The organism is Niastella yeongjuensis, assembly GCF_900110245.1.
Classification (GTDB): Bacteria; Bacteroidota; Bacteroidia; order Chitinophagales; family Chitinophagaceae; genus Niastella; species Niastella yeongjuensis.
On sequence record NZ_FOCZ01000014.1, the window covers coordinates 109581 to 124030 of the forward strand.

At 48.0% G+C, this 14450-nt stretch carries 7 protein-coding genes; 2 read left to right on the plus strand and 5 right to left on the minus strand.

What is annotated here, in order from left to right; genetic code table 11:
* Nucleotides 1-53: 53 nt before the first annotated feature.
* The 5 genes from BMX95_RS28055 to BMX95_RS28075 form a co-directional block, all read right to left on the minus strand.
* Entirely contained in the window at nt 54-1364 is a 1311-nt protein-coding gene (locus tag BMX95_RS28055; protein ID WP_081198517.1) for a S41 family peptidase, read from the minus strand.
* A gap of 133 nt (nt 1365-1497) precedes the next feature.
* Entirely contained in the window at nt 1498-1947 is a 450-nt protein-coding gene (locus BMX95_RS28060) for a GNAT family N-acetyltransferase (RefSeq protein ID WP_081198516.1), read from the minus strand.
* A 94-nt stretch (nt 1948-2041) separates the two neighbouring features.
* On the minus strand, nt 2042-3727 hold the full coding sequence (locus BMX95_RS28065) for an N-acyl-D-amino-acid deacylase family protein (protein ID WP_081198515.1): 1686 nt from the start codon (nt 3725-3727) through the stop codon (nt 2042-2044).
* 32 nt (nt 3728-3759) lie between these two features.
* Nucleotides 3760-4992 (minus strand): trans-sulfuration enzyme family protein, encoded by a 1233-nt coding sequence (locus tag BMX95_RS28070; protein ID WP_081198514.1) that lies wholly within the window; start codon nt 4990-4992, stop codon nt 3760-3762.
* 113 nt (nt 4993-5105) lie between these two features.
* Nucleotides 5106-6095, minus strand: coding sequence for a beta-ketoacyl-ACP synthase III (locus BMX95_RS28075; protein ID WP_081198513.1), 990 nt, complete (start codon nt 6093-6095; stop codon nt 5106-5108).
* 446 nt (nt 6096-6541) lie between these two features.
* Here BMX95_RS28075 and ruvA point away from each other — a divergent pair, with 446 nt between their 5' ends.
* Together ruvA and sov are read left to right on the plus strand one after the other, a co-directional pair.
* On the plus strand, nt 6542-7126 hold the full coding sequence (ruvA, locus tag BMX95_RS28080; protein WP_081198512.1) for a Holliday junction branch migration protein RuvA: 585 nt from the start codon (nt 6542-6544) through the stop codon (nt 7124-7126).
* Nucleotides 7127-7356: 230 nt separating this feature from the next.
* Nucleotides 7357-14304: a T9SS outer membrane translocon Sov/SprA gene (gene sov, locus BMX95_RS28085; RefSeq protein ID WP_242673037.1), complete on the plus strand. Its 6948-nt coding sequence runs from the start codon at nt 7357-7359 to the stop codon at nt 14302-14304.
* Nucleotides 14305-14450: the final 146 nt, after the last annotated feature.

Here is a 14450-nt window from a genome sequence, read left to right on the forward strand (position 1 = left end):
CCACTTTTATTTTTAGCCTCCCCCGCCCCTCCAACAGAGGGGAGTCCAGAGCCTTATCTTAACATGCCTTTGAACTTCGTTTTTCCAAGCGTTGCATTGCCATACAACACTTCTTCGCTTAAGCCGAGCCGTTGCTGCGGCGTAACAGCCATACGGGCATAAGAGCCGTTGCCTATAAAATGCAATACCGAACTCAAACATTCTTCATTGCCATCGCCCCAGTCCCTGTCAAGCCCATCAACTACCTGGTGATCAAGCGGTAATCCGTTAAAATAATTTCCCTGTCCATTTTTGTTTACCGTACGGAACGATACAGGGAAAATATACCAGTCAAATACCGGTATAGGATAAAAGCCTACCGGTTTGCCATGCGTATGGGTTGGACCGATCAGTTGTACCTCCATATACGGCATTAAACTGTTTATCAGCAGTTCACTTGCCGAAGCGGTGTTCTGGCTTACAATAAAGAACAGGCGGTTGAGATTGAGGTTTCCCTTTTTCTCAAAATGCTCGGTGGTATTATAGGCAATGTATTTGTCGTTGAATTCTTCCGTAAGCATTACTTCCTGGTTGCCGGCTGCGGGCACCAGGTAATTCGCCAGCAGGTTCTGTACCGACACATAACCACCTCCGTTATAACGCAGGTCAACCACAATATCCTGTACATGCTCACTGCTGAACTTATTAAACATGCGTTCAAACTCATTGCTGATCTCAACAGTATCGCCCAGAAAAGAATTGAACACAAAATAACCGGTTTTACCACCGTTGGTGTTATATACAGTATCGAACAACAAAGGATGCTCCTGGTAAGAAGAAGCCCTCAAAGTAATGATGGTATCGGTGTTATTGGGGCGGCCAAACAAAAAGGTGCCAACAGCGCTTTGATATACCGCCCTGATGATATCATTTGAATTGGCCACCGTGAAATTAGCGTTGTTGTTGATCTGCTTGATGTGCCAGCTGCGCCTGATACCTGCTTTGCCGGCCGGGGATTCCTGCTCTACATACGATACCCGCAGATCGTCGTCCGTATAAAAGAAAATGTTCATACCAAAATCCCCTCCTATGCCGGTGCTCAGTGCATTCCAGTCAGATTGCAGCATGGCGAAACTCCACCTGTCCACCGGCAGGTTGAAGCCGGGCTCAGCGCTATAGGCCCTGATACCCTCCATAACAGCATTGGGATCGGTGAACAGGTGTGCATCGAATGTGGCGGGAATGTTATTATGCCACAGATATATATCACGGGCGTAGTTTACAGTGGTGTCGTTTTTGACCTCACTGGGTATAACGTCATGATCTTTTCTGCAGCTTGCCAGCGTAATTCCGAATATGATAGCCCCTGCTACAATCGTTTTCATAAAAGAAACTGAACATTTTCTATGTGACCTACTACTTCTCTGGTATAAAGTTGGTAATTCAAATGCACATTTTACATAGGCAGGAATGATATAAGAATAACTTTAACAAGTTACAAATAATTAAGGAAAAAGTTTAGACTGGAATGCTGCAGTTGATCCATTCGGGGTCAAAATGCGCTTTGTATTTCTTATAAAAGTTAATAGCCGGTTCATTCCATTCCAGTACCTGCCATACGATGCCATTGAATTGTTTTTCCTTTGCTTCCACAATCAATTGATCGAACAGCATTTTGCCCAGGCCCTGTCCCCGCATTTTCTCTGTAACGATCAGGTCTTCGAGGTACATCCGCTGCCCCTTCCAGGTGCTGTAACGAATGTAATACATGGCAAAACCTTCTACCCTGCCGTTCACTTCGGCAACCAACGCCCACCAAACCGGTTGTTTTCCAAAACCACTTTCCACAAAATGTTCCATGGTAACGGTCACTTCCTGCGGCGCTTTTTCATATTCCGCCAATTCGCGGATCAATTCCAGTAACCGGGTACAATCTTCTTTTACGGCACGACGAATATTAATGTTCATATGTATACTTAGTGAATATTATTAAATTACTTTTTATCAAGAAGCAGGCCTCCCCCCATCCCCCTCCGGTGGAGGGGGGCTAGTTTATTAATTGCTATTGCCTATTATACCCCGGCCCTTTTACAAAACGGCCGGGTTTGGCACCGGTATGTTCGCCATCCTTTAATACCTGCACACCGTTTACCAGCACATGTACCATGCCGTTGGCAAACTGATGCGGTTTATCGAAGCTGGCCTTGTCCTGTATGGCAGCGGGGTCAAAAATAACCACATCGGCAAAGTTACCGGCTTTCAATTCACCCCGTTTTTCAATACGTAAATTAGTGGCTGGCAATTTACTTAGTTTGCGAATGGCTTCTGCCAGCGACAACACCTTTTCATCACGCACATATTTTCCCAACAACCGCGCTACGTTTCCATAAGCGCGGGGATGACAATTAAACTCCAGAAAAACACCTTCGGGTGTATAGGAACCTTCATCGGACCCAAAGCTTACCCAGGGTAGTTGCTGTTCCTTCTTAATGTTCTCTTCATCCATTAAGAAATATATAGATGCAATATTAGAACTATCCTGTATAAGCAGGTCCATCACGGTTTCCTCTGGTGAAACATGACGCACACCAGCTATTTCGGCCAACGACTTACCGGTGTATTGCTGAAGACTGTCCTGCCGGAAGCCAGTGAGCAGAATGCGATCGGGTGAACCGGCAGCCACATAAAAGTTTTCCCATTTGTCGGTAGGCGTATTCATTTCGCGAACCGTTTGCTTGCGAACAGCCGGGTCTTTCAGGCGTTCCAGCAGTTTCCCGAAACCACCATCCTGTAACGTGGGTGGCAGCGTGGCGGCCAAACCGGTTCCAGCGGCCACATAGTTGTACATATCGGCTGTAATATTCAACCCTTCGGCGCGTGCTTTTTCAATCCTGCGGATCACACTGTCCATTTTACCCCAGTTGCTTTTTCCTGCGGCCTTCAGGTGATATATTTCGGCATGTATATGTGCCCGTTTGGCTATGTTGATCAGTTCTTCCACCGCTTCATACAGCTGCGTGCCTTCACTGCGCATATGGGAAATATAAGAACCGCCATAGCGGGCTGCTTCATCACACAGGGCAACCAGTTCATCGGTTTTGGCAAAGAAGGCAGGAGGATATATCAGGGATGAACCAACCCCCAGCGCACCTTCTTTCATGGCCTGCGCTACCAGTTGCCGCATGCTTTCCAACTCTGCCGGTGTGGGATCCCGGTTATCTTCCCCTATTATATAACGGCGAAGCGTGGTGGCTCCAACGAAAGAGGCCACATTGCAGGAAATGCCGTTGTGTTGTAGAAAATTGAGGTATTCGCCCAGGCTTGTCCAGCTGATCTTATACCTGATAGCAGTTTGGGCTTGTTCCATCTCTTTCACCATCGTGGTCGACAGGGGTCCCATACTCTCCCCTTCGCCCATCACTTCCAGGGTTACGCCCTGCCTGATGTCGCTTTGCGAACGGCCGTCCCTGATCAGGGATTCGTTGGCCCAGCTTAGCATGTTTATGAAACCAGGCGCTATTGCCAGGCCTTTTGCATCCATAACCTGGCGCGAATGGGCGTCACTCAGGTTTCCGATAAATGCAATGGTATCGCCATTAATGGCAATATCACCGGTGTAAGGCGCTTTGCCATTGCCATCGTAGATGGTACCGTTACGAATAATAAGATCGTACTTATTAGATTCTGATAACTTGCACGAGCCGAATGCCAGTATACAGGCAGCCGTTAACCAGGGGAAACTTTTCATATGAAGGTGATATTTCTATATAAGGGTGGCAACTACAAACCTTTTAAGGATTGCTCCAGATCCATAAGAATATCCTGCACATTCTCGATCCCGATACTCATACGTATAAGTCCATCCGTAATGCCATACTGCTCCCGTTGTGCTTTGGGCACGCCATAATGTGTCATGGAAGCGGGATGGCACAACAGGGTATCACAGGTACCCAGCGACACGGTACGGGTACACAACTGCAAGCGGTCCATCATTTGAATGCCTGCCTGCAAACCGCCTTTCAACTCAATACTCATGATGGCGCCGGGATGCCGCATTTGTTTGTGGGCCAGGTAATGATCAGGATGAGATGATAAACCCGTATAATTCACTTTGGCAACCGCTTTATGCACCTCCAGGTAATTCGCTATTTCGGTAGCGTTATGACAATGGCGTTCCATCCGTATTTCCAACGTACGCATGCCATTGATCAACAGAAATGCATCGAAGGGGTTGCTGTTACCGCCAAGCAACTGGTAGGTTTTGGCGGCCCGGTTATTCATAAATTCAATATCGCGCCCCAGCAACACACCGCCTACTGCGGTACCATGTCCATTCAGGAACTTGGTAGTAGAATGGATGATAAAATCAACGCCATAGCGAAATGGCTGCTGCAGGTAAGGGGTGGCGAAAGTATTGTCGCAGGCTACCAGCTTGTTGTATTTTTTTGCGAGTTGGGTAAGTTCTGCTATATCCACACACTGCACCGTCGGGTTGGCTGGTGTTTCCAGGTACACCATGCGTATTTTCGGGTCTGCTTTCAATGCTTCTTCCGCTTTATTGAGATCGCGCAGATCAACGATCACGGCTTCTATACCCAGACCGGGCAGTATTTTATCCATCATTTCCTGCGAACCGCCGTAGAGGGAAAAATGCGACAGTATTTTGTCACCAGCCTTTAGGTTCGAGATAAACAGTGTGGTAATGGCGGCCATGCCTGAAGCATGGAGCAATGCTTTTACCTGAAGGGGGTCGCCGTTGGTAGTGGCCACGCCAAAACATTCCATGGCGGCGATCTTTTTCTCTGCTTCGGTAAACGTGGGGTTGCCCCAGCGGCTGTAAATATAACCTTCTTCCTGTTTGCTAAAGCGACGCATGCCCTGTTCGGCCGAGTCGTAAACAAAAGTAGAGGAAGCGTAGATAGGAGTCAGGTGTGCGTAGTTGGGATCCTGTTCATGGCCGGCATGAACTGCCAGCGAGGTAAAGCCAGTATACGGGAATTCTTTATTTGCCATGTTTAAAAATATTGAATATAGAATGAAAAATGTTGAATGTGGAAGTAAAAAATTGCTTCCACATTCAACATTTGTCCCGCCGTTGGCGGATTCAGGATTCTTCTTTCAATATTTTAGTATCCCCATTTCAACAGGGTAGCGCCCCAGGTAAAGCCACCGCCAAAAGCCGCCAAAACTATGTTGTCGCCTTTTTTCAGTTTGCTTTCCCAGTCCCACAGGCACAGTGGAATAGTACCGGCTGTGGTATTGCCATACCGTTGAATATTCAACATTACTTTATCGTGGCTCAGGCCAATACGGTCGGCCGTAGCGTCGATGATGCGTTTATTGGCCTGGTGTGGAACCAGCCAGGCGATATCATCACCGGTGAGGTTATTTCTTTCCAGCAGTTCAGCACTTACATCGGCCATCCCTTTTACGGCAGCTTTGAATACGGGCTGTCCTTCCTGGTAAATAAAGTGTTCTTTATTGGCAATTGTTTCTGCACTGGCCGGGCGTAAAGATCCGCCTGCTTTCATATGCAGATGCGGGCAGCCGGCACCGTCGCTTCTCAGAATGCTGTCCTGTACACCGTATCCTTCGGTGTTGGCTTCCAGCAATACAGCGGCACCGCCATCACCAAAGATGATGCAGGTAGTACGATCGCTGTAATCTACAATGGAGCTCATTTTATCGCCACCGGCTACAATTACTTTTTTATAGCGGCCGCTTTCAATCAATGCGGCACCGGTTGTAAGGGCATACAAAAAGCCGCTGCAGGCAGCCAGCAGGTCGAAACCGAAGGCATTCTTCAAACCGGCTTTGTGGCATACCAGGTTGGCGGTGGAAGGGAACATCATATCGGGCGTAACCGTTCCTACTACCAGGGCATCAATTTCCAGTGGGCTTATGCCTCTTTTTTTCAGGAGTTGTTCAACAGCAGGGGTAAGGAGATCTGAAGTACCTTTCTGTCCTTTCAAAATGCGTCTTTCTTCAATCCCGGTACGGGTCCGGATCCATTCGTCATTGGTATCTACTATCTTTTCTAAATCTGCATTAGTCAGCTTGTCTTCCGGAACAAAGCCACCAACAGCTGTGATGGCGGCAGTAATTTTTTGCGTCATGCTACTTTATACAAGTTTGATATTGAATTATTTTCAGGAACAAAATCACTATCAATGAGTAAATAAGCTGGCAAAGATAGGACAAAGCAGAATACCAGTTACCGGTTGCCAGTTTGCCGGTTTCAGGTTATTAGTTCTGGGTTATTGGGTTATTTGGTTATTGGGTTATTGGGTTCTGAGTTTTTAGTTCTATGATCTTAGTTCCAGGTTTGCGGCCTCGCCCGCCTTTATTGCCTGCCGTCTGCCGTTTGCCGTCTGCTGCCTTTTCTCCTACTGCCTACTGCCCACTGCCTTTCTATTTCTGCCTACTGCCCTCTGCCCTTTCCCGGCATCATTTCTGACGCTACTATAACGTTCTCATTAAGTAAAAGTTATATAAAAACCAGGCTTATTACGAAATAGGCACATTCACTGAACTATCAACCAGAATCCGTTATTTTCGCTCTATGATCGCATTCATAAGAGGCCAGTTTGTTTTAAAAACTCCGGCCGTTGTGCACATCGAAGCCAACGGTATAGGCTATGAGTTACACATAAGCCTGAATACCTATTCACATATCCAGTCGCTCGAAAAAGGATTGTTGTATACGCACTTGCATATTAAAGAAGATGCACATACGCTCTATGGGTTCTTCGATGTGGCTGAAAAAGAGCTGTTTCTGCAGCTGGTGAGCGTGTCGGGAGTGGGTGCAGCTACCGCCCGCATGATGCTGTCTTCCCTGAAACCTGAAGAGCTTTCAACTGCCATTGTAACGGGAAATACCAAACAGCTGGAAGCTATAAAAGGGATAGGTAAAAAATCGGCCGAACGGATCATATTGGAACTGAAGGATAAACTCAGCAAAACCAAGCCAGGCCTAAATATTTCACCTTTGGTTAACAATACGTTGGAACAGGATGCGTTAAATGCCTTAATTGCACTGGGAATAGCCCGGTCTGCAGCAGAACAGGCAGTTCAACGCGTTGTGAAAGCGGAACCTTCTCTAAGTGCAGTTGAGGAAATAATTAAGAAAGCTCTAAAAACCATATAAGCCTATCGGACTGGAACTCTACCTAACTAATTCTTTAGAGAAGATTGTTACGCTCATACAGAAACCGATTAACCATTGTGTTGGTGACTGCTATTGTTGGTTTGAGTTCAACAGCAAGGGCTTTCTATGCTCCTTTCCAAGATTCAAGCAGAAAGCAAACTATTGACACACTGAAGTATCCCCTGCACGACCGGCGGGGCGATAAATTTACCTTTCCTCAACGGAATTCCATGGGCCTCAGAGACCCGGCCAACATCCAGGATTCCATCATTTACGACCCTAAAACAAAACAGTACTACATCATCGAGAAGATAGGCGACTTCTATTACCGGAAGCCCACCTACCTCACCTTTGACGAGTTCATGGCCATTCAGGCGCGTAAACAGGAAACGGACTACTTTAAGAAAAGATCAGATATCCTCAACTCGCTCAACCGAAAATTGCTGAAACCCAAAATGTCGATGACGGACAACCTGTTCAATCGCATTTTCGGGAATGGTAAAATCGAGATCAAACCCCAGGGAGAGGTGAACATCATTGCGGGCTACCAGGGCCAGAATATCAAGAACCCGGCCCTGCCGGAACGGGCCCGGCGCAGTGGAGGCTTCGATTTTGACATGAACGCCAACCTCAGCGTAGTGGGTAATATCGGCGACAAGCTCAAATTACCCATCAGCTACAACACCCTGGCCAACTTCGACTTCGACAACCAGCTCAAACTCGACTATACCGGCAGTGACGACGAGATCATAAAGAAGATCGAGGCGGGTAATATTTCCTTCTCCTCAAAGGGAACCCTGATACCAGGCGCCCAGCAATTGTTCGGGATAAAAACCCAGCTGCAGTTCGGAAAACTGTACGTTACCGGTGTACTCGCCAACCAGCGATCGCAAAAACAATCGCTTGGTTTACAGGGCGGGTCGGCCAATACCTATTTTGAGTTCAAGGCCAATGACTATGAGGAGAACCGCCACTTCCTGTTAGCCCAGTATTTCCGCAATAACTACAACAAAGCCATGTCGAAATTACCCATAGTAAGTTCGCAGGTACAAATAATGCGGGTGGAAGTATGGGTAACCAACCGGAATGGTTCTACGACGGAAACAAGGGACATCGTTGGTTTGATGGACCTTGGTGAATCCAATCCTTACAAGCAAAACTTTGCGCAACCCAATAACGGATTACCCAGTAACGATGCCAACAGCCTGTTCCGGAACATCGTAAACGATCCCACCAGCCGTAACTCATCGGCCATCACCAGCAAGTTGCAATCGATGGGGTTACAGCCGGTACAGGATTTTGAAAAAACATTTGCCCGGAAATTAAATCCCACCGACTTCTCTTTCAACCCACAGATCGGTTATATCTCGGTAAACCAGCCCCTGCAACCCGATGAGGTACTGGGTGTGGCTTACCAGTACAGCTATAATGGCCGTATTTACCAGGTGGGTGAGTTTTCACAGGATGTACCACCCGATACCACCAATTTATCGGCTGGTTCACAAAAGGTACTGTTCCTGAAATTGTTAAAAGCTACCTCCCAACGTACCAACCTGCCGCTGTGGGACCTGATGATGAAAAACGTGTACACCCTGAAAACAAAAGACGGAAGCTATTTGTCCGGTGTACAGTCAGCAGATTTTAAACTGAACATTTTATACGAAGAACCAAGTTTAGGTCAGAAACGCTTTTTACCCGAAGGCGATAACCCCGGAACGCCGTTGATCACTCTGTTGAACCTGGACCGGTTAAACGCCCATAACGATCCCCTGCCCGATGGGGTATTCGATTACCTGGAAGGTTTTACCATCCAATCACAACAGGCACGTATCATCTTCCCTTTCCTGGAACCATTCGGGCGTGACCTGGATTCGGTAGCCTTTAGAAACAGTTCGGCAGACATAAAAGCCAAATACGAATTCCTCCCCCTGTATGATACCATCAAGGAAATAGCTAAAACCTACGCTAACCTCGACCGGTATGTGATCAGTGGGTACGCCAAGGGATCGAGCAATTCTGAAATTTCACTGGGCGCCTTCAACGTGCCGCAGGGTTCGGTAAGTGTAACCGCCGGCGGCCAGGTGCTTGTTGAGAACGTGGATTATTCGGTAGATTATAACCTGGGTACGGTGAAGATCCTGAACCAGGGGATCCTGAATGCAGGTTTACCCGTTAATGTGCAGTTCGAGAACAATGCCGGGTATGGCGTTCAGCAACGAAACTTTATGGGGCTGCGGCTCGACTACCTGGCCAAACAAACGGCGCGGGAGCAATTATCTATCGGCGCCTCACTGGTACGACTGGGTGAACGCCCCTTCTTTACCAAAACCAGTTACAACGAAGACCCCATTCGCAATACCATGTATGGCGTGGACTTCAACTACATGACCCAGGCACCGCGTATTACCCGCTGGTTAGACAAACTGCCTTTCTACCATACTACTGAAATGAGTACGGTTACCGCCTATGGTGAAGCAGCTTACCTGCAACCAGGCCACCCGCCGCAAATTGGTAAGGGTAGCGAAAGCCAGGTGTTCATCGATGACTTTGAAGGGGCACGTAATGCGATCGATCTGCGCTTCCCGCTGGTAAGTTGGGGCCTGGCCAGTACGCCCGCCGGCAACGGCCTGTTCCCTGAAGCATCCATGCGCGATACCCTGCAATATGGTTACAACCGTTCCAAACTGGCCTGGTATAACATCGAGCCGGTATTGCAGGACAAAACAAGCCCCGATAACCCAATCAATAAGACGCTGCTGAACGATCCCCGCGTTCGTTCTGTGAGTGTACAGGAGCTTTATCCGCAAAAACAAAACATCGACCTGGGCCAGGGAAGCCTGGTAACTTTCGATATGGCCTACTACCCTACCGAAAGAGGTCCTTATAACTTCGATGCCCGCCCCGGCAGCATTGATCCCAGCGGCCGTTTACTGAATCCCAGAAGTCGTTGGGGTGGTATTATGCGTGGGCTTGACCAGGTTGACTTTGAAACCGGCAACGTAGAGTTCATTGAGTTCTGGTTACAGGACCCTTACATACTGAATCCCGGCAGCTCAGGTGGTGAATTGTATTTCAACCTGGGTAATATTTCGGAAGACGTTTTAAAAGATGGCAAGCGCTTTTTTGAAAACGGGATAAGCGGTGCTGTTACCACCGCCCGGGAAGATACAGCTACCCGCTGGGGTAAAGTGCCAGCCAACCCTATACAGGTAACGCAGGCTTTCAGTAATGACCCCGGTGACCGCCCGTTGCAGGATGCCGGTTTTGATGGTTTGGTTGACGACGCAGAGCAGGTAAAATTCCAGGGCTACTTAAATCAGCTGCAGGCCATTGGCGGCGGTGCTTACCAGGGTGCCCTGAATGACCCTTCAAGCGATGACTACATTAACTACCGTAATTCGCAATTCTCCTCGAACGATGGTATCCTTATTCGTTATAAAAACATCAACAACCCGCAGGGCAACTCACCCGTTGCCAACAGCGGCGATAAATTTGTAAGCGCCTTTACACTGTATCCGGATCAGGAAGAATTCAACCGCGACAACACACTGAACGAACTGGAAGAATACTTCCAGTATAAGGTGGAGCTGAAACCAGGTGATCTGCATGTTGGTGCTAACTACATTACCGATAGCGTACACATGAATGCAACCAGCAGCCACGGAGCTGAAAACTGGTACCTGTTCCGTATCCCCATCAAAGAATTTCAGGCAAAGGTTGGTAACATCCCCGACTTCAAATCAATCCGTTTCATAAGGATGTACCTCACCGGTTTTGAAGATTCAGTGGTGTTGCGTTTTGGTAAACTGGAACTGGTACGTAACCAATGGCGTCAGTTCAACTACCTGCTTGATACTTCGAGCCAGTATGTACCCATTCCCGGCAATACCCCTACTACGGTAAAACAACTGGCCGTGAATGTGGAAGAAAATGCTTCCAGGTACCCTGTTAACTATAAAACGCCCCCCGGCGTGGTTCGTCAGCAACAATTAAGCAACAACAACGTGAACCTGTTGCAGAACGAGCAATCACTGAGCTTACAGGTTTGTAACCTGAACAAGGGCGATGCAAGAGGTGTTTTCAAAACCATTAGCCTCGACCTTCGCCAATACAAACAGTTACAGATGTACGTACACGCCGAGTCGGTTAAAAGCGCCGGCGACATTAAAAACGGAGAGCTGTACGCCATTATCCGGTTGGGTAACGACCTCATCAGTAACTTCTATGAAATAAAGGTGCCCCTGAATATAACGCCCTGGGGAACTACCGATGATGATCTGATCTGGCCGGCAGCCAATAATCTCGATCTGGCGCTCGACAGACTGACCGCCTTAAAAGTTTCCCGTAACAACAGTGGCAACACTTATAAATACTACCAGGAAACTGATGCCGATGGCAAACAGTTTGCGATCCTGGGTAACCCCAACCTGGGTGAGGTACAGTCCTTTTTCATTGGGGTACAAAACCCCAATCGCCAGGATGCCTGTACCGAAGTCTGGTTCAATGAGCTGCGGTTATCAGGATTAGATGAACATGGCGCGTGGGCTGCCACCGGCCGCTTAGACATTAAACTCGCCGACCTGGGTACGATTTACATAGCAGGTAGCGCCAGAACTGCAGGCTGGGGAACACTGGAACAACGGGTGAACGAACGTTCCCGCGAAGCCTATACTCAGTTAGACGTTGCCACCAACCTGGAGCTCGGTAAACTGTTGCCGGCTAAAGCAGGCATCTCTATTCCCGTGTATGCCAGCTATCAGAAAACAGTGACCACGCCTGAGTACGATCCATATGACCTGGATATAAAACTGAAAGACAAACTCAATGCTGCATCGGCCGCGCAAAAAGATTCCATCCGTAGAGATGCCATCGATGTAAAAACCATTAAAACGGTCAACTTCACCAATGTGAAGAAGAACAATACCAATGGTAAAAAACCACAGATCTGGAGCATCGAGAACTTCGACGTGAGCTATTCTTATTACAAAGAAGAACAGCACAACCCGCTTATTGAAAGCAATGCGATAACCCGGCACCGGGCGGGATTGGGTTATAACTATACTTCTACCCCCAAATACTGGGAGCCGGTAAAAGGTATGATCAAAACAAAATCGCCCTGGGTAGCAGCCGTAAAAGACTTTAACATAAACCCGCTGCCTACCCTGCTTGGATTCAGGGCCGATGTGAACCGCCAGATGGGCATCTATCGCCCCCGCGCTGTTGGTACCCCCAAGAACCTGATACCAGAAACCTACGACAAGTACTTCACCTTTGACCGTACTTATAATTTGCGCTGGGACTTTACCCGTTCACTGAACCTCGACTTTACCGCGCTGAACCGCGCCTGGGTTGATGAAGACAGCGGACGTTTGGATGAAGCGGAGAAAAAACGCATGTGGAATAACTTCTGGAAAGGCGGCCGTACCATTGAATACAACCACAAAGCAACGGTATCGTATACCTTCCCTACCAGCAAACTGCCATTCCTTGACTGGACCAACCTGCGTGCCGGTTACACGGCCACTTACGATTGGCTGGCCGCGTCGTTGCTGGCCCGCGAACTGGGTAATACGCTTTCGAACACCCAAAGCAAAAACCTGACGTTCGAAATGGACTTTACCAGGTTGTACGCCAAATCGAGGTTATTGCGGGCCTTTGATGAAGATGCGCCGCCGGCACCACCACCACCACCGGGTATAGGCAAAAAAACCGATTCGACCGCTAAAAAGAAACGGGATAAGAACGAGCCATTGGAGTTAAGCGGCTTCGCCAAGGTTGGTGGCCGCCTGCTCACCATGATAAAACGGGCGAATATTCAATATTCAGAAAACGCTACCTCTTCCATTTATGGTTATACCGATAGCACCCACGTGCTGGGAATGAACTTTAAATCGATGGCGCCGGGGCTTGGATTCATTTTCGGTAAACAGCCCGATACCAACTTCGTGAACATGATGGCGCAAAAAGGCTGGCTAACCGCCGATTCGAATTTCAACTATCAGAACCGGCAGGACTACCAACAGAAACTGACCATAACGGCCACGCTTATTCCGGTTCGGGATTTAACTATTGACCTTACGGTAGATAAAACATTTGGTAAAATGTACAGTGAGCTGTACAAAGACACTACGGGTACCGGCAACAGCTTTGCCCGGTTGAACCCCTACACCTCCGGTAGCTTTAGCGTAACCTATGTTGCATTAAAGACCATGTTCACCCCGGTTAAACCAAATGAAGTAACCAGTACCTTCCTGAAGTTCCAGGATTACCGCCTGGCACTGTCGAAAAGGCTGGCTGAACAAAACCCTTATTCAAATAAAACCCAGACTGCCGATGGCTATTACGCTGGTTATGGCCGTTATGCACAGGATGTATTGATACCTTCATTCCTTGCAGCCTATACCGGCACATCGCCCAATAATGTGCCGCTGATCAAACAGGATAATCCAAATATTAAGTCGAACCCGTTCTCGGGCATTATACCCAGACCCAACTGGCGGCTTACTTATAACGGATTAACAAGGATCCCCGGAATGGAAAAGGTGTTTACCAACTTTACTATTACCCATGGTTATACTGGTATTCTGAGTATGAACAGCTTTACCTCGGCCCTGTTCTACCAGGACTCCCTGCGCCTGGCCTATCCTTCATTTATCGATACGCTTACCGGAAACTATGTGCCTTACTTCCTGGTACCAAACATTTCTATCAGCGAGCAGTTTGTACCATTGATAGATGTGGATATGCAGTTCACCAATCAACTCACGGCCCGGTTTGAATATAAAAAATCAAGAACGGTAAGTTTGAGTTTGATCGATTTCCAGCTGAGCGAATCCCGTTCAACCGAGTTTACCATAGGTGCAGGATATAGAAAGCGGGGCGCTTTCTCCTGGATCAAGTTCAAAGGCAAACCGCTGCAGAACGACGCCAGCTTCAGACTGGACGTTGGTTTACGCGACGACATCACCGCCAACAGCCGGTTAGACCAGGATCAGGCATTGCCAACCAACGGACAAAAAGTGATCACCATTAACCCAACGATAGATTATGTGATCAGTAACCGGGTTAATATAAAACTATACTTTGAACAACGCAGGGTTGAACCGAAGATCTCTACCTCGCCGCCCATTACCACTACAAGGGCCGGCTTACAGTTAAGGATCTCGTTAGCGCAGTAAGAAATACAAATGAAGAAGCCTCCGGGAAACCGGGGGCTTTTTTTATAGGCAAACCACAAACAAATGGAGGGAAGAAGGATGGCCGTCTGCCAAAAAAAAGTGCCCCGGCGAAATCGCCGGGGCACTTTTTTATTACTTAATCCTAT